The organism is Vogesella mureinivorans (assembly GCF_007644035.1).
GTDB classification, from domain to species: domain Bacteria; phylum Pseudomonadota; class Gammaproteobacteria; order Burkholderiales; family Chromobacteriaceae; genus Vogesella; species Vogesella mureinivorans.
In genome coordinates this window covers 26,729-48,632 of record NZ_VMTV02000626.1, presented here as the reverse complement: position 1 = coordinate 48,632, position 21,904 = coordinate 26,729, and the positions used below count along the sequence as shown (strand labels likewise).

At 57.3% G+C, this 21,904-nt stretch carries 16 protein-coding genes; 12 read left to right on the top strand and 4 right to left on the bottom strand.

The features are described from left to right. Positions 1–3: 3 nt before the first annotated feature. From mzaB to mzaE, 4 genes are read left to right on the top strand one after another with little or no spacing between them, the layout of a single operon-like run. A complete protein-coding gene (mzaB, locus tag FLQ44_RS16880; protein ID WP_206208939.1) occupies positions 4–1,494 on the top strand; it encodes an MZA anti-phage system associated ATPase MzaB in 1,491 nt (496 codons plus the stop codon). A 14-nt stretch (positions 1,495–1,508) separates the two neighbouring features. Next, on the top strand, positions 1,509–4,355 hold the full coding sequence (gene mzaC, locus FLQ44_RS16875; RefSeq protein WP_147695342.1) for an MZA anti-phage system associated Z1 domain-containing protein MzaC: 2,847 nt from the start codon (positions 1,509–1,511) through the stop codon (positions 4,353–4,355). Next, the gene (gene mzaD / locus FLQ44_RS16870) at positions 4,288–5,337 is read left to right on the top strand and encodes an MZA anti-phage system associated PD-(D/E)XK motif protein MzaD (RefSeq protein ID WP_147695341.1); all 1,050 of its coding nucleotides are present in this window, start codon (positions 4,288–4,290) and stop codon (positions 5,335–5,337) included. The genes mzaC and mzaD overlap by 68 nt, the downstream gene beginning before the upstream one ends. After that, positions 5,338–7,128, top strand: a complete 1,791-nt coding sequence (mzaE, locus tag FLQ44_RS16865; protein WP_147695340.1) for an MZA anti-phage system associated AIPR family protein MzaE — start codon at positions 5,338–5,340, stop codon at positions 7,126–7,128. It begins immediately after the preceding gene. Positions 7,129–7,223: 95 nt separating this feature from the next. On the opposite strand, the gene FLQ44_RS16860 is transcribed toward mzaE, so the two are convergent. From FLQ44_RS16860 to dnaA, 4 genes are all read right to left on the bottom strand, one after another. Continuing rightward, positions 7,224–8,813 carry a DNA cytosine methyltransferase gene (locus FLQ44_RS16860; protein WP_147695339.1) on the bottom strand — a complete coding sequence of 530 codons (1,590 nt, stop codon included), beginning with the start codon at positions 8,811–8,813 and terminating at the stop codon, positions 7,224–7,226. A 233-nt stretch (positions 8,814–9,046) separates the two neighbouring features. Continuing rightward, entirely contained in the window at positions 9,047–11,437 is a 2,391-nt protein-coding gene (gyrB, locus tag FLQ44_RS16855) for a DNA topoisomerase (ATP-hydrolyzing) subunit B (RefSeq protein WP_147695338.1), read from the bottom strand. Positions 11,438–11,546: 109 nt separating this feature from the next. Then, positions 11,547–12,653, bottom strand: a complete 1,107-nt coding sequence (gene dnaN / locus FLQ44_RS16850; RefSeq protein ID WP_017510175.1) for a DNA polymerase III subunit beta — start codon at positions 12,651–12,653, stop codon at positions 11,547–11,549. Positions 12,654–12,691: 38 nt separating this feature from the next. Then, positions 12,692–14,146, bottom strand: coding sequence for a chromosomal replication initiator protein DnaA (dnaA, locus tag FLQ44_RS16845; protein ID WP_147695337.1), 1,455 nt, complete (start codon positions 14,144–14,146; stop codon positions 12,692–12,694). A 401-nt stretch (positions 14,147–14,547) separates the two neighbouring features. Here dnaA and rpmH point away from each other — a divergent pair, with 401 nt between their 5' ends. The 8 genes from rpmH to FLQ44_RS16805 all read left to right on the top strand — a co-directional run bounded on the left by rpmH (position 14,548) and on the right by FLQ44_RS16805 (position 21,904). Further along, a complete protein-coding gene (gene rpmH, locus FLQ44_RS16840; RefSeq protein ID WP_008955801.1) occupies positions 14,548–14,682 on the top strand; it encodes a 50S ribosomal protein L34 in 135 nt (44 codons plus the stop codon). A gap of 4 nt (positions 14,683–14,686) precedes the next feature. Then, complete coding sequence (rnpA, locus tag FLQ44_RS16835; RefSeq protein WP_081600701.1) at positions 14,687–15,040, top strand: ribonuclease P protein component; 354 nt, start codon at positions 14,687–14,689, stop codon at positions 15,038–15,040. Next, positions 15,025–15,234 carry a membrane protein insertion efficiency factor YidD gene (gene yidD / locus FLQ44_RS16830; protein ID WP_081600700.1) on the top strand — a complete coding sequence of 70 codons (210 nt, stop codon included), beginning with the start codon at positions 15,025–15,027 and terminating at the stop codon, positions 15,232–15,234. The genes rnpA and yidD overlap by 16 nt, the downstream gene beginning before the upstream one ends. A gap of 17 nt (positions 15,235–15,251) precedes the next feature. After that, a complete protein-coding gene (yidC, locus tag FLQ44_RS16825) occupies positions 15,252–16,895 on the top strand; it encodes a membrane protein insertase YidC (protein ID WP_147695336.1) in 1,644 nt (547 codons plus the stop codon). 220 nt (positions 16,896–17,115) lie between these two features. After that, entirely contained in the window at positions 17,116–18,468 is a 1,353-nt protein-coding gene (gene mnmE, locus FLQ44_RS16820) for a tRNA uridine-5-carboxymethylaminomethyl(34) synthesis GTPase MnmE (RefSeq protein WP_147695335.1), read from the top strand. A gap of 69 nt (positions 18,469–18,537) precedes the next feature. After that, entirely contained in the window at positions 18,538–20,193 is a 1,656-nt protein-coding gene (locus tag FLQ44_RS16815) for a sulfatase-like hydrolase/transferase (RefSeq protein ID WP_147695334.1), read from the top strand. Positions 20,194–20,318: 125 nt separating this feature from the next. Continuing rightward, the gene (locus FLQ44_RS16810) at positions 20,319–21,086 is read left to right on the top strand and encodes a substrate-binding periplasmic protein (protein ID WP_147695333.1); all 768 of its coding nucleotides are present in this window, start codon (positions 20,319–20,321) and stop codon (positions 21,084–21,086) included. Beyond that, positions 21,083–21,904, top strand: a complete 822-nt coding sequence (locus FLQ44_RS16805) for a substrate-binding periplasmic protein (RefSeq protein WP_147695332.1) — start codon at positions 21,083–21,085, stop codon at positions 21,902–21,904. Before FLQ44_RS16810 ends, FLQ44_RS16805 begins: the two co-directional genes overlap by 4 nt.

The window sequence follows — 21,904 nt, the reverse complement described above, 5'->3', positions numbered from 1 at the left end:
TTTATGAAAGAGCAGAACATTCGTCATGCGCCTCCACGTGCAGCGGCAATGATCGAAGCTTTGCGCGGGTTGGGCTACAACACAGCGACAGCATTAGCCGACATTATCGATAACAGTATTGCTGCCGGAGCCTCGACAGTCGATTTGCGCTTTGTCTGGAACAAGGAGCAAAGCCGGGTCGAGATTCAGGATGATGGACGTGGCATGAGTGCTGCTGAAATCGACAAGGCCATGCGGCTAGGAGAGAAGAGTCCGCTTGATGAGCGCAGTATGGATGATCTCGGTCGTTTCGGCCTCGGTTTGAAGACTGCATCCTTTTCTCAGTGTCGTCGTCTGACCGTAGCGGCTTGCGGGCCGGATGGTCTGCAATGTCTGCGCTGGGATCTGGACGTGCTTGCGGCAGGGAAAGGGGATGGCTGGTACTTGCTTGAAGGTCCTGCGGAGGGTTCGGAAAGCTTGCTGGATCCGCTGCTGGAGGCCGGTCGTGGAACCTTGGTCCTATGGGAAGTGATGGACCGCATCGTGACAAATGGAGTCGGCGAACAGGAGTTCCTAGATCTGATCGATGTGGTAGACCGGCATCTTGGCATGGTTTTTCATCGTTATCTGGAACAACCTCGCCGCTTGTTATTGCGTATCAATGGTCAGCCGGTGAAACCATGGGACCCTTTCCTTTCAGGTCATCCGGGCAAACCATGGCAATCGCCGCCCGTGTCCCCACCAGGAAATATGGCAATCAAGGTTCAATGCAATGTGTTGCCGCACAAGGACAAATTGTCATCTACCGAATTCGAGTCCGCACAAGGTCCTGATGGCTGGACTGCACAGCAAGGATTCTATGTCTATCGTAACGAGCGCCTGCTGGTCGCAGGTAGCTGGCTCGGCCTTGGTCAGGGGCGTTCGTGGACAAAAGATGAAGCTCACCGTCTGGCACGTATTCGCCTTGATATTCCTAACACAGCGGATGCTGACTGGAAAATCGATATTCGCAAATCTACAGCAAGACCACCAGTTGCATTGCGGAGCTGGTTGATCGGGTATGCCGAGGATACGCGGGCACGAGCTCGCAAGGCATTTGTGCATCGTGGTGTGGCACCGAAAATGCCAGGTGGGAGCGAAATCGCACAATCTTGGAAAGCCGAGCATTTTGCTGGCGGCATGCGTTACCGCATCGATACCGATCATCCAGTTGTTCGTTCTGTCCTTGATGATGCTGGTGTATTGCTGCCTCAGATCAAGGCCATGCTGCGTGTCCTGGAAGAGACCGTGCCTGTCCAGCGGATCTGGCTGGATACGGCCGAGAACAAGGAGGCTCCACGTACTGGTTTTGCCGGGGAGGCTCCTGCAGAGGTGAAGTCGGTGCTAGATGTGCTTTACCGGAACATGGTGGCGGTGAAGGGCATGTCCCCGGACATGGCTCGCGAGCGGCTTTCGAGAAGCGAGCCATTCAATCAATATCCCGAGCTGGTTGCCAGCTTGCCTGATCAGCTCTGAACAAGGAATGCAGCATGTCTTCAGCAGGTGAAGCAAACAAGATCAGTGTGGTTAAAATCGTTCAGGAGCTGTTGCTGGCCGAAAGTCCACAGGCCATTACGCCCGGTCTGATCGCAGACAAAATGAACCTTGTCCTCGCGTTGAACCCAAGGTGGAAGGAAGGTCTGGATCGAGAGGCTGTCATTGCCGAACTGATTCGTCGCCATAGCGAGTGGGTCGGGACGGGGGGCATGCTTGGTGATGTGGCGGGTCACGTTGCTTGGTTGACACCTTCACGGAAGAAAGAATGGCGTTATTGGCAGCGTTACCGTGAAATGCAGGAAAGCAAGCTTTCAGCGAATGCCGTTGCCAACCTTGATGAAACATCGGATCAGGTCCTGTCCATGTTGGAAGACCCTATCCGAGAAGGATCATGGGATCGTCGCGGTCTTGTGGTCGGACATGTGCAATCAGGCAAGACAGGCAATTATACCGGGTTGATCTGCAAGGCCGCGGACGCAGGTTACAAAGTCATCATTGTTCTGGCTGGCATGCACAACAACTTGCGGTCTCAGACACAGATGCGTCTTGATGAAGGTTTTCTGGGGTACGAAACACACTCTTCCAGCGATGAGCCCCGACCGATCGGAGTCGGTCTAATTGACCGGGATCCTTCGATTCGCCCGCACTACGCAACAACACGTTCCGAAAAGGGTGATTTCAACATGGCTGCGGCGAAGAATCTCGGGATTTCTCCCGAGGAACGTCCGTGGTTGTTTGTCGTCAAGAAGAACAAGAAAGTCCTTGAGCGGCTGCACAAGTGGATCATCAATCATGTAGCCAATGCCGTTGACACAGAGTCCGGTCGTAAGATCGTGACGCATCTTCCCTTGCTAGTCATCGATGATGAAGCTGACAACGCTTCTGTTGATACGGGAGAGCAGGTTTTTGGCGAAAACGGACTGCCTGACGAGGATCATCAACCAAAAGCCATCAACGGCCTGATCCGCAAGATTTTGCATGCTTTTCAGCGCAAGGCCTACGTTGGTTATACTGCCACGCCTTTTGCGAACATTTTCATCCACGAGCGCAATGCCACTCCGAATGAGGGGCCCGATCTGTTTCCGGCTGCATTCATAATAAATCTCGGTGCCCCATCCAGTTATATCGGACCTACTCGCTTGTTCGGCGTCAACAATGGCGGAACACGTACGGATGCATTGCCCCTGGTCCGTGAGGTCAATGACCACTGCTCGGACGATGGGAAGACAGGCTGGATGCCGGTATCTCACAAGAATGGACACAAGCCGGAAATCGAAAACGAGTTTGGCATGCCGGCGTCACTAGTAAAGGCCATTGATTCATTTGTACTTGTGTGTGCATTGAGAAAACTACGGGGTCAAGACGGTTCCCATAGCTCGATGTTGATTCATGTGACAAGGTTCAATCAGGTCCAACAAGAAGTGTATGCCGTAGTAGACCGCTATATCCGGCAGCAGCTGCAACGTGTAGAACGCAAGATCGGTCACGAAGGATTTGTCGAACGTCTTGCCGGACTTTGGAGGAAGGACTTCTTGCCTGTCACGACCGAGTTACATGCACAAATGCCGGATGTGGTGAGCCGTGACGAGTTTTCGTGGGAGCAGGTTGTCGAACAGCTACCGGGTATTATTTCGGACATTTCTGTCAGGATGATCAATGGTACGGCCAAGGATGCTTTGGATTATGCCGACTCAAGCAAGGGTCTCAAGGTCATTGCGATCGGTGGTGACAAGCTTGCCCGGGGCCTTACCCTGGAAGGTCTCTGTGTAAGCTACTTCCTTCGCGCATCCAAAATGTATGACACTTTGATGCAAATGGGGCGATGGTTCGGCTACCGGCCAGGTTACCTTGATCTTTGTCGTCTCTATACAACGTCAGATCTAGTCGAGTGGTTTGAACACATTGCCGACGCCTCGGAAGAACTGCGTGAAGAGTTCGACATGATGGTTGCCAGTGGTGGGACGCCGCGGGATTACGGTCTCAAGGTCGTATCACACCCTGTTCTGATGGTGACCTCGCCCCTGAAAATGCGATCTGCTAAGACATTGCGTCTCTCCTTTAGCGGGCATGTGGTCGAAACAGTATCAATGCACAAAGAGTCCGCTATTGTTCGCACGAACTTCGATGCATTCCAGAGTTTCGTTTCTGTAATCGGAAGGCCTTTGGCCATTCCGGAGAAGAAGCGTGGTGATGGATGGGATCACTGGACCGGGGTGTACTGGTCGAACGTGTCCTATGCGGATGTGGCTTCGTTTCTCACCGCCTATACGACTCATCCCAGTGCTTATAAGGTGAACAGTCAAATGCTGCGAGAGTTTATTGACTCTATGGCGTTTGATGGTTATTTGCTGAACTGGAATGTGGCCGTAATCGGAGGAAGTATCACCAAGGGGGCATGGCAGTTTGAGAAGCATGTTGTGCCGCTGACCCAGCGGGTCAATCGACAGCCTGATGCCAATCGATACGCCATCGGTCGTTTGCTATCTCCGCGAGACGAAGCTCTGGATCTGGACGAAGTCGCTTGGCTTGCCGCTCTTGATGAAACGAAGCGAATCTGGCACGCCGACCCTGGCCGACCGACGAGTAAGGAGGAGCCTGTCGTTCCAAGTGGTCCGGCCCTGAGGAAGATCCGTGGATTCGGTGCCGAGGGCGTACCAGCCTCTCCGGAAACGGGATTGTTGCTGATTTACTTGTTGAATCCGGAGAATGCCGGTTTGCCTGAGGATCATGAACCTGTCGTAGCATTCGGGATAAGCTTCCCCGGTAACAACAGTGGGATCAAGGTCGACTACAAAGTCGGACATATTTACTGGGAGCAGGAATTTGGATCTGCCGAGTAAGGAAGAAATCCTAGGAACATGGCGCGCGCTCTCAGGACAGACCGAACAGGAGGGCTGGAGAACCATCGTGCTTGTGCCGGAAGGTGTATGCGCTTTGAGGGCCGGTCGGTGTTTTCCTAGTAACGAGGAGGGCTTGCTGGTCCGGTTTGGCGTGGGGGGGATGGGGCCCTTGTCTGGACTGCCGGTGGCCACTGGATTCAAGGTCGAAAAAATTCGGCTAGGGGAAAATGAAGAGTGGCTGGCATTGATTCGCCAGCCCGGAGGAAGTCTTGATCTGTTTGCAACGGTCGTGGTGGACCTAGTTTCTGCATTGTTGCAATGCCCTATCCAGGATGACCGTCAACTGCTGAATGTATTCATGAAGCGATTGCGTGCGTGGATGAGCTTCATGAAGAAAGGGGCTAGTGTGCTCGGCCCCGAGGCTGAACTGGGCCTCGTTGGAGAACTGTACTGCATGTCTATATTGCTGGCGACGGGCTGTCCAGCCGAAAGTGTAGTGGAAAGCTGGATCGGTCCGATGGATGGTTTGCAAGATTTTCAGCCGGGACACGGGGCAATTGAAGTCAAGAGCACGCTGGCAAAGGCCGGATTTCCCGCCTCGATTCTATCGCTGGAACAGCTTGATGACAGTGTTCGCAAACCTCTGTTTCTTTGTGCTTGTCGATTCTCTGTTGATCCGGCCGGGGTTTCTCTGCCTGCCCGCATTGCCTCGCTGAAGGAACAGATGGATGAGGCCACTGCAGTTGCTTTCGGTTTCGCCTTACTGCATGCAGGGTACTTGGATGCACATGCGGATTCGTATACAAGGCAGTTTTTTGAGGTAAGTGCACGCTACATGCTTGTCGATGAGAAATTCCCGCGACTTATTGCCGGCAATGTTCCTGAGGGTGTGGTTTGGGCAAAGTATGAAATTGATCTAGATGCAATCGAGGCAAGGTTGTATCCGGCTGGTACAGTAATTGAAATGATCGGGATGAATTGAATGGAATTGGTCGAATTCTTGCGCCAGACGCAGCAACAAGTTCGTGACGAAACGGTCGAGAGAAGTACCGAGGCAGGTGGTGAGGCTGCATTCCCGGAATTGCTCTTCACCGAGATCGTGACAAGGCACATGGCTGACATTGGGATGACTTTTGATCCTGAAGTGTGTGCATATGACGCCAAAGTTGGACTGGGCTCAGGAATTGTGCGATTGAGCGGTTTCGCCGTTTCTGAAGATAATGATCAGCTGGATCTGTATGTGAGCCTGTATGAAGGCGTCGATGAAGTTGTCGATATTCCTAATGCCGATGTGCAAAAGGCAGCCGAACAATGTCTGCGTTTTCTTTCTTTGTGCGTGGATGGCAAGCTTGCTAAGGAAATGGATGAATCCCACACGGCGTATGCGCTTGTACTTACCATTCAACAGGTCTATCCGGATCTTGAGCAGATCCGGGTTTTTGTTCTAACAGATAGACGTGCAAAAGTCCGCACGTACCAGCCGCGGGAAGTGTCTGGCAAGACCGTCAAGCTTGAAGTCATGGATATCCAACGTCTGTTCAATCACTGGCAGGAGGGGCGCCCGCGCGATGAGCTCGTTGTGAATTTCGACGATGTATCCGGTGGGCCGCTGCCATGTGTCTGGGTTCCGGATCAAATGGGTGAATATGATTATGCAATGACCGTGATTCCCGGTGAAGCCTTGCGCTTTTTGTATGAAAAATATGGAGCACGCATCTTGGAGGCAAACGTCCGTTCGTTTCTCAGCCAAGTTGGAGGAGTCAACAAAGGGATTTCAGAGACCTTGCGCAAGCAGCCTGAACGGTTCATGGCCTACAACAATGGCGTGGTTATTATTGCAGATGAAGCCAGTCTAGCTCGTACCGAGGATGGCAGCTTGGGCATCTCTTGGTTGAAGGGCATGCAGATCGTGAATGGAGGTCAGACGACTGCCTCGATGTTCTTCACGAAGAAGAAATTTCCGGATGTCAGCCTGTCACAGGTCAGGGTACCCGCCAAGATCATCGTCCTAAAGAATGTCGGCTCCGAACAGGAGGAACGTCTGATTTCAGACATATCGCGCTATGCCAACAGTCAGAACAAGGTCCAGCTCTCTGATTTGTCTGCGAACATGCCATATCACGTTGAGCTCGAGAAACTTGCAATGACCACGTATTGTCCAGATGGCGTTGGTCGGTGGTTCTATGAGCGCGCAACTGGCAGTTACAAGGTGATGCTCGAGCGAGAAGGCAAAACGCCAGCTGGCACCAAGCGCATACAGGAAGGCATGCCATTGTCTCGCAAGATTACCAAAACGGATCTTGCCAAGTATCAATGTGCTTGGATGCGGCGGCCAGATCTGGTCAGCCAAGGGGGGCAAAAGAACTTCAAGGCGTTCATGGAGATTGTGAATGCAGCTGGGGATGCGTTGGTCTTACCTGATGTGATCGAATACAAGCGCATCATTGCCCAGGCCATTCTATTCAAGGAGGCACAGCGCAGGATTCGTCCACGTTTTGCAGCGTTCCAAGCAAACGTGCTTGCGTACACTGTGTCCCTTGTGTCCCTGAAGCTTGGTGATCGTCTGAGTCTGGATCGTATCTGGTCCGCGCAGTCGGTATCGCTGCAGCTTCTCGAACAAATCGAGGCATGGTCCGATGAGGTGAATACGCAGCTTCATGCGACAGCGAAAGGACGAATGCTTTCCGAGTGGGCCAAGAAGAAAGAATGCTGGGAAATGATGTCAGGATTCCGGTATACAACCTGCCTGGATGGCATTCCTGAGCTTGCCTGATCAGTCGTAAGGTGGGCGGTTTCAATGTTTACAACCGCCCTTCCTTCAATTTTCTCTTTCCCTGCTCAATAGCCCAGTATTCATCTACTCAGCAACTATTGTGATGGTAATCGCTGAAGAATCTTCTGCACTATTTCCGCAATTTTGTATGCCAGCAGGGGCGGGACTGCATTCCCCGCTTGTTGAAACTGTTGCGTCCGACCACCTTGAAAAAAATAGTTGTCAGGGAACGTCTGTAGCCTCGCGGCCTCACGTACTGTCAGACTGCGACATTGCAGTGGATCATAGTGAATGAAGTAGTGGCCATCCTTTGATATATGACTGGTAATGGTGGTGGAGGGGCCGTCTTCAGTCTGAACGCGGAATCGATCTGAAAAATTACCACTTTCCCAATTCTTATGTGAGGGTGCTAGCTCTGATAGATCAAATTCTTGATGGCCTTTCGGTGATCGTTTGAACTCTTGAGCAAATGTCGCTGCATAGCCATAGCGTGCTAGATCATCAATGCGATGACTCCGTGACTCATGATTGAGCCAGACCTTAAGCCTTTTATCTATTAACCAATAGTCTAACTGGGCATGACCTGTACCACCTTCTAAGTCCGTCTTGATTAGTCGATTTGCCCCGTATGATTTGATCCCCCCTATGAGGCCTGCATTTTGGCTAAGTTTCGGAGCCAGTCTATATGAAAAACCATATTGCTGTGATGCGGCTGAGACGGCAAGTTTTCCAAGCTGCTCACTTACCAATGTTGCCCATGAATCTGCAGAATCGATCTGCTTGCTCAGTCTGCTGCGAAGTTTAGGTAAGTTACCGATTATATCCTTTACGTTGATATGCTTGTCTTTGGTTAGCTTAGGCAATGAAGCGTGCGGAATGTCGTCTCGAATTCCTAATAATATTACCCGGTGCCGTGCTTGTGGAATTCCATGCTCCTCAGCCCGGATGATGTACTTCGTAGCATCGAGTTTGGCTGGATCGTTACTATCCTCGAAGACTACATCGTTAACTAACGACACAATTCTGTACTTATGGCCTTGTTTATCTGCACCAAGGGCATGATCTGGATTCGTTAGGTCATTAAGGATTTGATGAAATATCTGCACGCCATTAACTTTGGATGAAAGTATACCCTTGACGTTTTCCATTACAAAAATATCTGGTTGGTAGCGCTGTATAATTCTCAAATATTCTCGATAAAGGAAGTGACGATGGTCTTCTTCCGGTTTGTAGTCAGCCTTGCCCATATTTCGAGAGCGCCCAACTAGCGAATAGGCTTGGCATGGCGGGCCGCCAATCAACAGCCATGGTTTACGGTTGTTAGCTGCCCCCAGAGCTTGTTGAATAGCAGAGTCAAGCTTGGCATTACCTTCTGGGCTGCCAATCTCAATGCACAATGCCTCTTTGTTAGCAAGATCCCATAGATCCTGGGTATCACGACTGAATGGTGTTTCGGATTCTCCATGGCAGAAACGATAGTAGTCTCCAAGCATCTCAGGCCGTTTAGTGCGTAATAGCCGGTAGAATGCTCTTAGACGTAGTGTCTGATGTGCGACAGGATCTCTTTCTGCTGAGACGACGATCTGAAAAGATCTACCATCATTTAATGAAGAGAAGCCCTCTCCCAGTCCGCCAGGGCCGGCAAATAAGTCAACAATAGGGATAGTGGCTGCTTCATTACACATATTTACTCTTTTGCTGATAAAGATAGATGGCCAAAATGCTAAGTAACACGCCTAGTGGAAGGAAAAAACGTATGTGTAGTAATTGTACTGAATTTCTCCAAACTAACCTAGTCGTCTTATTTGGCAGGTCTGTTGATATGAAAAAAGCTCCCTGAGGAGCTTTTTTCATTATTTCTGTCAGTGAAATTTCACTAACCTGTCAAAAATTTCACTAACTGTGTTATTCGACATGTTTACACGTCAATATTCCGCGCAATCAACGCATTGCTCTCGATAAACGCGCGGCGTGGTTCGACGTTGTCGCCCATCAGGGTGGTAAACACGTCGTCGGCGGCCATGGCGTCTTCGATTTTTACTTTCAGCAGGCGGCGTACTGTCGGGTCCATGGTGGTTTCCCACAGCTGGCCGGGGTTCATTTCGCCCAGGCCTTTGTAGCGCTGGATGGACAGGCCCTTGCGGGTTTCGCCCAGCAGCCAGTCTAGCGCGTCGCCAAATTCGCTTACCGGTTTCACCGTTTCGCCGCGTTTTACCTGGGCGCCGTCGCGCAGCAGGCCGTGCAGCATGTCGCCGGTTTTGGCCAGTACGTCGTAGTCGGCGGTGGCCAAAAAGTCCTGGTCCAGCACGGTTACCAGCACGTTGCCGTGCAGCATGCGGGTGATCTTGATGAGCCAGGCGTCGTTTTTCTCGTCGCGCAGGGCGTCCAGCTTGATGAGCTCGGCGGGCAGTACGGCGGCCAGGCGCTGTACGGCGGTGGCGGCGGCGCTTTCGCTATCCAGGCTGATGCGGCCAACCTTCATCAGGGCGTGCAGTACTAGCGGGTCTACTACGCGGCTTTCGCGGTCGATGGCGGCGCGGGCTTGCAGGTACTGGCGGGCGATTTCACCCAGGGCGTCGCCGCTGAGCGGGGCTTCGCCGGCGGCGGGGGTGAGCTCGGCTTTGTCCAGCGCCAGCTGCAGCAGGTACTGGTTCAGCTCGAAATCGTCTTTCAGGTAGCGTTCCTGCTTGCCGTGCTTGGCTTTGTACAGCGGTGGCTGGGCGATGTAGATGTGGCCGCGCTCTACCAGCTCGGGGGTCTGGCGGTAGAAGAAGGTGAGCAGCAGGGTGCGGATGTGCGCGCCGTCTACGTCGGCATCGGTCATGATGATGATGCGGTGGTAGCGCAGCTTGTCCGGGTTGTATTCGTCTTTGCCAATGCCGCAGCCTAGGGCGGTAATCAGGGTGGCTACTTCCTGGCTTTGCAGCATTTTGTCGAAGCGGGCGCGTTCTACGTTCAGGATCTTGCCTTTTAGCGGCAGGATGGCCTGGAACTTGCGGTCGCGGCCTTGCTTGGCGGAGCCGCCGGCGGAGTCACCCTCGACCAGGTAAAGTTCGGACATGGCCGGGTCTTTTTCCTGGCAGTCGGCCAGCTTGCCGGGCAGGCCCAGGCCGTCCATCACGCCTTTGCGGCGGGTGATTTCGCGGGCTTTGCGGGCGGCTTCGCGGGCGCGGGCGGCTTCTACGATCTTGCCGGTAATGATTTTGGCTTCGTTGGGGTTTTCCATCAGGAAGTTTTTCAGGGCTTCGCTGATGACTTCGTTTACCACCGGGCCGATTTCGCTGGAGACCAGTTTGTCTTTGGTCTGGCTGCTGAATTTGGGGTCGGGCAGCTTCACGGACAGTACGCAGGTGAGGCCTTCGCGCATGTCGTCGCCGCTGGTATCGACTTTGGCTTTTTTGGCGATTTCGCTTTGTTCGATGTAGCCGTTCAGGGTGCGGGTCATCACCTGGCGCAGGGCGGTAAGGTGGCTACCCCCGTCGCGCTGCGGGATGTTGTTGGTGAAGCACTGCACGTTTTCCTGGTAGCTGTCGTTCCACTGCATGGCTACTTCTACGGTCATGCCTTCTTTTTCGCCAATGCCGTAGAACACTTTGGGGTGCAGCGGGTTTTTGTTGCGGTTCATGTACTGCACGAAGCCGGCTACACCGCCGCTAAAGGCGAAGTTTTCTTCTTTGCCGTTGCGTTTGTCGATCAGGGTAATGGCCACGCCGTCGTTCAGGAACGATAGCTCGCGGATGCGCTTGGCCAGGATGTCGAAGTGGAACTCTACGTGGCCGAAGGTTTCTTCGCTGGCGCGGAAGGTGACTTCGGTACCACGGTAGGTGGTGTGCCCGGTCATGGTCAGCGGGGCCACGGCTTCGCCACGGCGGAATTCCATTTCGTGTACCTGGCCGTTGCGCCAGATTTTGAGCTTGAGCCAGTCGGACAGCGCGTTCACTACGGATACGCCTACGCCGTGCAGGCCGCCGGAGATTTTGTAGCTATTGCTGTCAAACTTACCGCCGGCGTGCAGGATGGTCATGATGACCTCGGCTGCCGAGCGGCCTTCTTCCGGGTGTATGTCGGTAGGGATACCGCGGCCGTTGTCTTCCACCGAGATGGATTGATCCGGGTGGATGGTGACTTTGATGGTGTCGGCGTGGCCGGCCAGCGCCTCGTCAATGGCGTTGTCCAGTACTTCGAACACCATGTGGTGCAGGCCGGTGCCATCCTGCGTGTCGCCAATGTACATGCCGGGGCGCTTGCGCACTGCGTCCAGACCTTTTAGTACCTTGATGCTGTCCGCGCCGTATTCCTGTTCGCTCATAAACCCACTCTTGTTTCTGTTCGTTCGGGGCAGCTGCCCCCATGCTGGCGGCCAACCTTAGGCTGTTGGCCGCCACCGCTGGCCCTGCACGGGGCAGGGCAGGCGGGTGTTAGATGCGCATTGGCATCACAACATATTTGAAGGTTGCGTTGTCCGGGATGGTAACCAGCACGGCGCGTACGGCGTCGCCAAAGGCGAGCTGCACGGTTTCAGCCGGCAGGTTGGTCAGCACGTCCAGCAGGTAGTTGATGTTGAAGCCGATTTCCAGCTCGGCACCCTGATAGGCGATTTCCAGCTCTTCTTCGGCTTCTTCCTGCTCGCTGTTGGTACACAGGATGGACATGGTGCCCGGGCGCAGTACCAGCCGTACGCCGCGGAATTTCTCGTTGGCCAGGATGGCTGCGCGTTGCAGGGCCTGCAGGAAGGTAACGCGTTCCAGCAGGAAGATGTTGTTGTTGTCCAGCGGGATCACGCGGTTGTAGTCGGGGAACTTGCCGTCCACGATTTTGCTGATGATCACGGTGCTGCCAAAGCTGAAGCGCACCTGGTTGGACAGCAGCTCTACGTTGATCTGCTCGTCGCTATCCTGCAGCAGCTTGTACAGCTCTACGATGGTTTTGCGCGGCAGGATCACTTCGCTCTTGGCCAGGTTGGCCGCAATTTCGGCGCTGGCAAAGGCCAGGCGGTGGCCGTCGGTGGCGATCAGGCGTACCTGGTTGCCTTCGGTTTGCAGCAGCAGGCCGTTCAGGTAGTAGCGAATGTCCTGCACAGCCATGGCGTACTGTACCTGGGCGATCAGGCGCTTCAGGTCGCGCTGGGCCAGGCTGAAGCTGGCTTCGGCGGCGCTGGCGGCCGACAGCAGCGGAAAGTCGTCCGCCGGCAGGGTTTGCAGGTTGAAGCGGCTTTTGCCGGCTTTCAGCATCAGGCGGCCGTCTTGCTGTTCCAGCGTAACGGTGGTCTTGTCGGGGATCGCGCGCAGGATGTCCTGCAGCTTTTTGGCCGAGGTGGTCAGGCGGAAGGCTTCGCCGGCGATGTCGTCGGGGCTGGCCGTGGTGATCTGGATTTCCAGGTCGGTGGCCAGAAAGCTTACCGCATCTGCCTTTTTCTCGATCAATACGTTGGAGAGGATAGGCAGGGTGTGGCGACGCTCTACGATGCCGGTGACAGCCAGCAGGGGTTTGAGCAGTGCATCGCGTTCGGCTTGCAGAATCAGCATGTGCGGACTCCCGGGGTTACAGGTCGTTATGAAAAGGTTCAGTTACGCAGCATGGATAGCAGCGTATCGTAATCGTGGGCGATGTCCGCGTCACTACCGCGCATTTCTGCAATGGTTTTGCAGGCGTGCAGCACGGTGGTGTGGTCGCGGCCGCCAAAGGCGTCGCCGATGTTCGGCAGGCTCAGCGAGGTCAGCTCTTTGGCCAGGGCCATGGCGACCTGGCGCGGCCGGGCGATGTCGCGGCTGCGCTTTTTGCTGTGCATGTCGGACAGCTTGATCTTGTAGTACTCGGCCACCGTTTTCTGGATGGCGTCCACGGTGATCTGGCGGTTACCGGCTGCCAGGATGTCTTTCAGTGCTTCTTTGACCAGCTCCATGGTAATGGGCTGGCTGGTAAAGCGGGCGTAGGCCACCACGCGCTTCAGTGCGCCTTCCAGCTCGCGCACGTTGCTGCGCACGTTCTGGGCAATGAAGAAGGCCACGTTGTGGTCCAGCTTGGTGTTATCGGCTTCGGCCTTTTTCATCAGAATGGCCACGCGCATTTCCAGCTCCGGCGGCTGGATCTCTACGGTCAGGCCCCAGCTAAAGCGCGAGATCAGGCGCTCTTCCATGCCTTCTATCTGCTTGGGGTAGCTGTCGCAGGTCATGATCACCTGCTTGCCGCCCTCGATCAGCGCGTTAAAGGCGTAGAAGAATTCTTCCTGCGTGCGGTTTTTGCCGGCAAAAAACTGGATGTCGTCGATCAGCAGCAGGTCCAGGCTGTGGTAGTAGCGCTTGAACTCGTCAAAGGCCTTGTGCTGGTAGGCGCGCATGATGTCGGCGACGTAGCGTTCGGCGTGGATGTAACGAATCTTGGCCTGCGGGTTTTTCTGATAAACGTGGTTGCCGATGGCTTGTATCAAGTGGGTCTTACCCAGGCCCACACCACCGTACACAAACAGCGGGTTGTAGGCCGGGTCGCCCGGGTTTTCGGCAATTTGCAGCGCGGCGGCGCGCGCCAGCTGGTTGCCTTTACCGGTGACCAGGGTATCAAAGGTAAACGCCGGGTTCAGGCGGGTACTTTCGTGGCCACCGCCAATGGCTTTCAGGGCGTTTTGCTTGGGGCTGGCGGCCACGCTGGGGTTGCTGGCCGGGCGGCTGTCGGTTTTGCTGTCGCCGGCGGCGGCAGGGTTGGCCGCAGCGGCGCTGCCATTGCCCTGGCCACGCGGGGTGGCTTTGGGCGGCGTGACCGGGGCCGGGGTGGCGCCGGCGGGCGCGCCAATGCGCAGCTCTACCGGTGTTTCGCCCAGCAGCTCGATGGCCAGCTCTTCAATACGCGCCAGGAAGCGGTCTTTGATGAACTGCAGGATGAAACGGTTGGGTGCGTACAATACCAGTGCCTCCTCTGTCGGCTCGGCGGCCAGAGGGCGGATCCAGGTATTGAATTGCTGCGAGGAAAGTTCTTCCTCCAGACGCGTCAGGCACGTGGCCCAGAAGTGTTCCGGTTCAGTCATCAAAGTCATTAAAAACAAAATCCCGCCGCAAACGGACAGCTGGTCAGGGGGCGGCGGGAGTGGCTGACGGCAAGCGGCACCGGCAGTCATTGTTGGGTTGGGCTGGCTAGCCTTGCCTGTATAAGGGTAGCCGTGCTGGGGATTCGCTTTTATTGGGCACGGCGGCAGGCAGGTTTTCAGCTGGCTATTCTACGGCTTTTGCGCAAAGTTATCCACAGCGCTGCAAAAAATTTGTACAGCGCTTTGCCCACCATGGGCAGGGCATAGTGTCTCTATAATGTGTGCTTTAGCGTGCTGCCCGCGGGCTGTTAGTGGGCTTCTGGGCGGCAATGGTTGACAAAACATGGATTTATCTGTGTAATCACGCGTTTATTTCCGTTTCGAAACAGGAAAACTTCATCATGAAACGTACTTACCAGCCTTCTACTACCCGCCGCAAGCGTACTCACGGCTTCCTCGTTCGCTCCAAGACCCGTGGTGGTCGTGCCGTTCTGGCCGCCCGTCGCGCTAAAGGTCGCAAGCGTCTGGCCGTTTAATCGCTTGGACAACACATTTCGCCGTGCGCACCGGCTTTTAAAAACGGATGAGTTCTCATCCGTTTTTCATTTGCGGAACGCGCGCAGTAATAACCTGTTCCAGGTGTATGCCCGGCCCAACGGCCTGACGCATGCGCGCCTGGGCCTGGTGGTAGGCAAAAAAGTGGCCAAGCGTGCTAATCGCCGTAACTACATCAAGCGCACCGTGCGCGAGTGGTTTCGCCTGAACAAGCATGCCTTGCCACCGATGGATTTTGTTGTCCGCTCCCGGCAGGCGTATTACCGCGACGAATATCACGAAGCAATCACAGCTTTGGCTGCGCTCTTTGCTAAACTAGCCCGATGTCGAAATTCTTGATACTTCTGGTGCGCTTTTACCAGCTGGCGATCAGCCCCTGGCTGCCGCCGCGTTGCCGTTACCAGCCTACCTGCTCGGCTTACGCCATCGAAGCATTAAGAAAGCATGGCGCCATCAAGGGCGGCCTGCTAGCGACACGACGGATATGCCGTTGCCACCCTTGGGGCGGCAGCGGTTATGACCCGGTTCCCTGACCTTTCCGGTAAGAGAGATGGACTCCAAACGACTGATCATCTTTATCGTGCTGTCTTTCGGCATCCTGCTGTTGTGGCAGGAATACTTTGCGCCGAAGCCGCCCGCCAAGCCTGCCGTGCAGCAACAAGCTGCCGCCACCGCAGCCCCCCATTCCGATGTACCGGCAGCCCAGCTAGCCGATACCGCCAAACCGGCCAAAGGCCAGCGCGTGGTAGTGAATACCGACGTGCTGCGCGCCGAGATCGACACCAATGGTGGCGACCTGCGCAGCCTGCAGCTGCTGAAGCACGATGGCGCGGTAGACACCTCCAAGCGCTTCGAGCTGTTCACCGACAAGGGTGACCGCCTGTACGTGGCACAAACCGGCCTGATCGCCGCCGGTAACGCTGCCCTGCCTACCCACAAAACCGCGTTTGTTGCCGAAAAGGCCGAGTACCAGCTGGCAGGCGACAAGGTAGAAGTGAAACTGACCGCCCCGGCGGCCAACGGTGTACAGGTCAGCAAGGTGTATACCTTCAAGAAGGGCAGCTACCTGATCGACGTGCGCTACGACATCGTCAACGGTGGTACCACCCCGCTGTCCACTACCGCTTACTTCCGCTTGCTGCGTGACGGCCAGACGCCAGAAGGCGAAAGCCGCATGGCGCAAACCTTTACCGGCCCGGCGGTGTATACCCACGACGCCAAGTTCCAGAAGGTGAAGTTTGAAGACCTGGACAAAGGCAAGGGCGAATACGCCAAGAACGCCGACAACGGCTGGGTAGGCATGGTGCAGCACTACTTTGGTAGCGCCTGGATCCTGAAACCGCTGGAAGGCAAGCCGGTATGTGCCAATGCACAAAGCTGCCAGTTCCTGCTGGAGCCTAAAAACGGCGCCTACTCGGCCGCCGCCCTGGTGACCGTGCCGACCGTTGCCGCCGGCCAAAGCACCTCGCTGACCGTACCGCTGTACGCCGGCCCGCTGGAATACAACACGGTGACCAAAGTGGCCGAAGGCCTGGACCTGGCCAAAGACTACGGCATGGTGCATATCTTTGCCTCGCCGTTGTTCTGGCTGCTGACCAAGCTGCACGCACTGGTGAACAACTGGGGCTGGGCGATCGTGCTGCTCACCCTCACCGTGAAAGCGGTGTTCTACCCGCTGACCGCCGCCTCCTACCGCTCCATGGCCAAGATGAAGGTGCTGGCACCGCGTCTGGAAAACCTGAAGCAGCAGTACGGCGACGACCGAATGAAGTTCCAGCAAGCCGTGATGGAAATGTACAAGACCGAGAAAGTGAACCCGCTGGGCGGCTGCCTGCCTATGCTGGTACAGATTCCGGTGTTCATCGGCCTGTACTGGGCGCTGCTGGCTTCGGTAGAGCTGCGCCAGGCTGAATGGCTGTACATCCACGATCTGGCGCGCCCGGACCCGTTCTACGCGCTGCCGCTGATCATGGCCATTACCATGTTTGCCCAGACCTACCTGAACCCGCCACCGGCCGACCCGATGCAGGCCAAGATGATGAAGATCATGCCGGTAGCGTTCTCGGTGATGTTCTTCTTCTTCCCGGCTGGCCTGGTGCTGTACTGGGTAGTGAACAACCTGCTGTCTATCGCACAGCAGTGGTACGTGAACCAGAGCATCGAAAACGCCCGCAAGGCCGCGCTGCAGTCCTGATCTGCGGCCAACCTTGTACGGTAGAATCACAGCCCGGCCTTTTGGCCGGGCTTTTTGCTGGCTGGTCCGCCCGGCGGGCTACAATGCCGTTTGCCACGAACCCCACTAAAACACACGAAACAAGCGCCAAGCGCGCAGCCAGCCGCCATGGCTCTGCCGGTTTGTCAGTTTTTTGGTGTCTTTTCGTGGCTTTCGTGGCCTAAGAATCCAAGGAAATCACATGAGTCTCAGCTACACCCCCAGCACCATCTGCGCCATTGCTACCGCCCCCGGCCGCGGCGGCGTGGGGGTGGTGCGCGTTTCCGGCCGTGACCTGCTGCCCTTTGCCCAGGCCATCAGCGGCGGCAAAACGCCGCGCCCGCGCTACGCCACCTATACCGATTTTTACGATGCCGATGGCAGCGCCATCGACAACGGCCTGTTGCTGTACTTCCCCGGCCCCAACAGCTTTACCGGCGAAGACGTGATCGAGCTGCAGGGCCACGGGGGCCCGGTGGTGATGAAGATGCTGGTGAGCCGCTGCTTGCAGCTGGGTGCCCGCCTGGCCGAGCCGGGCGAGTTCACCAAGCGCGCCTTTCTGAACGACAAGCTGGACCTGGCGCAGGCCGAAAGCGTGGCCGACCTGATCGACGCCGCCAGCGAAAGCGCGGCCAAGAGCGCGCTGAAGTCGCTGAAAGGTGCCTTCTCGCACGAGATTCACACCCTGGTGGACGAGCTGATCAACCTGCGCATGCTGGTCGAAGCCACGCTGGACTTCCCCGAAGAAGACATCGACTTTCTGGAGAAAGCCGACGCGGTAGGGCGCCTGCGCCGCCTGCGCGGCCAACTGCAAAAAGTGCAGGCCACCGCCAAGCAGGGCGCGCTGCTGCGCGAGGGCATGCACGTGGTGTTGGTGGGCCAGCCCAACGTAGGCAAATCCAGCCTGATGAACGCGCTGGCCGGCGACGACATCGCCATCGTCACCGATATTGCCGGCACCACACGCGACACCGTGCGCGAGGAAATCGTGATCGACGGCGTGCCGGTACATATCATCGATACCGCCGGCCTGCGCGATACCAACGATGTGGTGGAGAAAATCGGCATCGAGCGCACCTGGCAGGCGGTGGAGCGCGCCGACGTGGCGCTGGTGCTGGCCGATAGCCGCGATGGCCTGGTACCCGAGGTACACGCCATTCTGGCCAAGCTGCCAGCGCGCCTGCCGCGCGTACACGTGTTCAACAAGGTAGACCTGTCTGGCGGTCAGGTTGGCCGCAGCGAGCAAGACGGCCACCCGGTGGTACACCTGTCGGCGCGTACCCACGCCGGCGTGGACGACCTGCGCGCGTTGCTGCTGGAGATGATCGGCTACAGCGGTGACAGCGAAGGCGTGTTTCTGGCGCGCGAACGCCACCTGGATGCCATCGCCCGCGCCGCCGACCACCTGGGCCTGGCTGAGGCCGATTGGCAGATGGTGGAAATCTTTGCCGAAGAGCTGCGCATGGCGCAGAACAGCCTGTCGGAGATCACCGGCAAGTTCACGCCGGACGACCTGCTGGGGGTGATCTTCAGCCGCTTTTGCATCGGTAAGTAAACGTGTGCCGCACCGGCTGCTGCGGGGCCGGTGCGAGCTAGCATTGTTTCAATAATATAGGGCCTGACAATGCAGCGATGTGCCAGCCAGTGGTACCGGCTTGTGTGTGTGGTGGTGTGTACGGTATTGCTGCTGCTGGACGATGCCATCCACCAGCAGTTTGTGGCGGCTAACCAGGCCGAGCTAGAGCTGCGCTATGTAGCGGTGTTGCTGTTGTTTGCGCTGGGCCTGTGCCTGTTGGCTAGCCGCTGGTTGATCTGGCCCCTGCTGGCGCTGCTGGCGGCCATGCAGCTGGCGCAGCTGGGCAATATTTCTTTTGCCGGCGAGCCGCTGGCGCCGGCCGAGCTGGTAAGCCTGTTTGGCCAGCCCGGCGAGGTATGGCAGACCGCGCGTTACCACTGGCACGATCACTGGCCGGTGCTGCTGGCGGTGGGCCTGCCCTACGGCGTGCTGGCCTGGCTACTGGGGCGGCTGCCGCCACCGGCTACCGGCTGGCGTGTGCTGGGTGGGGTGCTGGTGCTGGCGGTGTTACTGGCCAAGCCCTACCGCGCCACCTACCGCGATATGGATGCCTTCATGCCCGGCCCCACCCGCAGCAGCCTGCACAACAGCCTGAACGCTTTTGCCTATTACACCGTACGTCTGGCGGGGCGCGAACAACAGCCCTTGCCCTTGCTGCCGCCACAGCCCTATCAGCTGCAGCCGCAGCCCAGTGGTGCGCGCCATGTCTGGGTGGTGATGGTGGATTCGCTGCGCGGTAGCCGGCTGGGGGTGCTGGGCTATGCACGGCCCACTACGCCACAGCTGGCGGCGACGCCCGGGCTGCTGGCACGGCCGGGTATCGCCTCCGGGGTAGCAACGGCCGTGTCCTTGTCCAGCTTTGTGAACCTGGTGAGCCACCCCGGGCAGCACCATCTGTTACGCCAGCAGCCGTACAACCTGTTCCGCCTGGCACGGCAGCAGGGCTTTAGCACGCTGTGGCTGTCGTCGCAGGAATCCAAACTGCTGGCCAATCTGGGCAGTACATTCATGGATGTGCGCATCAGCAGGGAGGACTACCCGCTATTATTCCGCCAGCAGCACGACCACGCCTTACCGCAGCTGTTGGCACGGCAAGCGCTGGGCCCACGCAGTTTTGTGATGCTGAACCTGCGCAGTGCCCACAGCCCGTATCAGGATAACTACCGCCACCGCGGTGCCCGCTTTCAGCGCTGGCCTACCGACGAAGCCTTGCCTTACGCCACCCGCAAGTCCAATGCCTACGATAACGCCGTGCTGTACGCCGACGATGTGCTGGGCGAGATCATCCGCCAGTTCGAAGCCTTGTCGGGCGAGCGCTATCTGCTGATTACCGGCGACCACGGCCAGCTGCTGGGGGAGGGCGGGCGCTGGGGGCATAACGATTTGCAGCCAGAGGTGGCAGACGTGCCGATGCTGCTGCTGGCCCGGCAGGGCGCTGCCGGCAGCGTAGACGCCCTGGCGGCGCAATCGCACATCAGCCATTACGAAGCGGCGGTATGGTTGGCCGCACGGCTGGGCTACCGGGTGCACAACCCGCAGTGGCGCGAAGGCGAGCACTATTTGTTGGGCAAGCTATTGTGGCAGGACAACCCGCTGCGGCCGCTACGCGAGCACGGCGGCCAGCTGCAGTTTGCTCCACCCATCCTGCTGAGCGACTGGCTGCAGCGCCGCGTATCTGCCACCGGGCCACAAGATTTTAAATGATTGGCCATGTTATCGATGGGGCAATGCTAGACTTGTAAGGTCATTCTGCCTGTCAATAAGGGGCCTGCCATGTTGTTTCTGATGTTTGCGGTTTGCCCGGGTTGCGCCCCGATGGTGGCAGGCTGATGCAGTGGGCCAAGTCCATACTGCTGGCTTGCGTGTGTCTGGCCGTATGGCCAGCGCAGGCCCAGCGCCTGGTCTTCGCCTTTAATACCGCAGAGCCCTACAAAGTGCTGGATGCCAACGGCCGCCCTGCCGGGGCGTACGTGGACATCATCCGCGAGCTGGCGCGCCGCAGCCAGCTGGTGCTGGAAATCGAACAGGTGCCGCTCAAACGTGTGCTGGCCATGATGGAAACCGGCAGTGCCGATATCACCATCGGCGTGAAAGGCGGCCCCGACCGCGATGCCTACCTGCAGTTTATCGACCCGCCGTTTGCCCCCAGCAGCCGTACCGTTGTGTTGCAGCGCAGTAACGATGCGCGGGTGTTGCGGCGCTATGAGGATTTGCTGCCATTGCGGGTGGGGGTAGTGGAAGGGGTACATTATTTTCCGCAGTTTGACGCCGATAACCGCATCCGCCGTGATGCGGCGCCCACCATTGGCATGGCGTTGCGCAAGCTATTGGCCAAGCGTTTTGATGTATTGCTGATCAATGGCTTGCAGGCGCAGGGCGAGCTGCGCGAATCGCGCTATCGCGGGATGTATCGCCAGGCGCAGGTGTCGTTCGAGTTTGGCGAGCCCAGGCGCATTGCCATTTCGCGCAGGTCGGTGGTAGCGCAACAGCTGTCAGGCGTGTTGTCGCGGCAGCTGGCTGGCATGGTGAAAGACGGTACCGTTCGCCGCCTGCTGGCCAAGGCCGATGTCGACATGACCATAAGGCCGCAGCCTTGAGCCTGCGCCGTGGCGTGCTGGCGCTGATGTTGGCCGCAGGCTGTGCCACCCCGGCACTGGGGGCGCAGCCTGCCGTGCTGAATATTGCCTTTAGCGTGATGCCGCCCTGGAAAACCATCGATGCCAATGGCGAGGCGCAGGGCCCCTATGCCCGCATACTGCGCCAGCTGGCCGCGCAGCTGGATGCCACGCCGCGTTTCATCCAGTGCTCGCTTAGCCGCTGTCTGCAGCTGATGCAGCTGGGCGAGGCCGATGTGGCGCTGGGCCTGGCGGCCACGCCGGAGCGGGTGGCGTACCTCGACTTTATTCCCCCGGGGCTGGAAGAAGACTCGCGCATTGCCTTTTTCATGCGCAGTACCGACCACCGCCCGCTTGCCCGTTATGAAGACCTGGCCGGCCTGCGTGTGGGGGTAACGCATGACCGGCGCTATTTTGCCCGCTTCGACGCAGATACCACGCTACAGAAAGACGTGGCGCTGCATACGGTGGAATCCATGCGCAAGCTGGTGGCAGGGCGGGTGGATGTGGTGATTGCGCCCGTGCTGCACGGGCGCAGCGTGCTGGCAGCCGAGTCGCTGGCGCAGCGCGTGCGCCAGATGCCCTTGCAGGCCAAATCCTACGGTGGCTTTATTGCCTTGTCCCGTTTGTCGCCCTGGGGGCCGTACCGCGCCCAGGTGGCCATGGCGATTACCCGTATGCGCGCCATGGGCCAGCTGGATCCTGGCCGGCAGGTGCCGCATAACCCTCGTTGCGAGCGGGCCAATGCCGGCGCGCGTACCCCCGGCTGCGCCTATGACGCGGCGGCGTTGCGGCCGTAG

Bases quoted from the DNA above. Each gene is read 5' to 3' on its own strand.
- mzaB (WP_206208939.1), top strand. From the start codon at position 4: ATGAAAGAGCAGAACATTCGTCATGCGCCTCCACGTGCAGCGGCAATG.
- mzaC (WP_147695342.1), top strand. From the start codon at position 1,509: ATGTCTTCAGCAGGTGAAGCAAACAAGATCAGTGTGGTTAAAATCGTT.
- mzaE (WP_147695340.1), top strand. From the start codon at position 5,338: ATGGAATTGGTCGAATTCTTGCGCCAGACGCAGCAACAAGTTCGTGAC.
- FLQ44_RS16860 (WP_147695339.1), bottom strand. From the start codon at position 8,813: ATGTGTAATGAAGCAGCCACTATCCCTATTGTTGACTTATTTGCCGGC.
- gyrB (WP_147695338.1), bottom strand. From the start codon at position 11,437: ATGAGCGAACAGGAATACGGCGCGGACAGCATCAAGGTACTAAAAGGT.
- dnaN (WP_017510175.1), bottom strand. From the start codon at position 12,653: ATGCTGATTCTGCAAGCCGAACGCGATGCACTGCTCAAACCCCTGCTG.
- dnaA (WP_147695337.1), bottom strand. From the start codon at position 14,146: ATGACTGAACCGGAACACTTCTGGGCCACGTGCCTGACGCGTCTGGAG.
- rpmH (WP_008955801.1), top strand. From the start codon at position 14,548: ATGAAACGTACTTACCAGCCTTCTACTACCCGCCGCAAGCGTACTCAC.
- yidD (WP_081600700.1), top strand. From the start codon at position 15,025: ATGTCGAAATTCTTGATACTTCTGGTGCGCTTTTACCAGCTGGCGATC.
- yidC (WP_147695336.1), top strand. From the start codon at position 15,252: ATGGACTCCAAACGACTGATCATCTTTATCGTGCTGTCTTTCGGCATC.
- mnmE (WP_147695335.1), top strand. From the start codon at position 17,116: ATGAGTCTCAGCTACACCCCCAGCACCATCTGCGCCATTGCTACCGCC.
- FLQ44_RS16815 (WP_147695334.1), top strand. From the start codon at position 18,538: ATGCAGCGATGTGCCAGCCAGTGGTACCGGCTTGTGTGTGTGGTGGTG.
- FLQ44_RS16810 (WP_147695333.1), top strand. From the start codon at position 20,319: ATGCAGTGGGCCAAGTCCATACTGCTGGCTTGCGTGTGTCTGGCCGTA.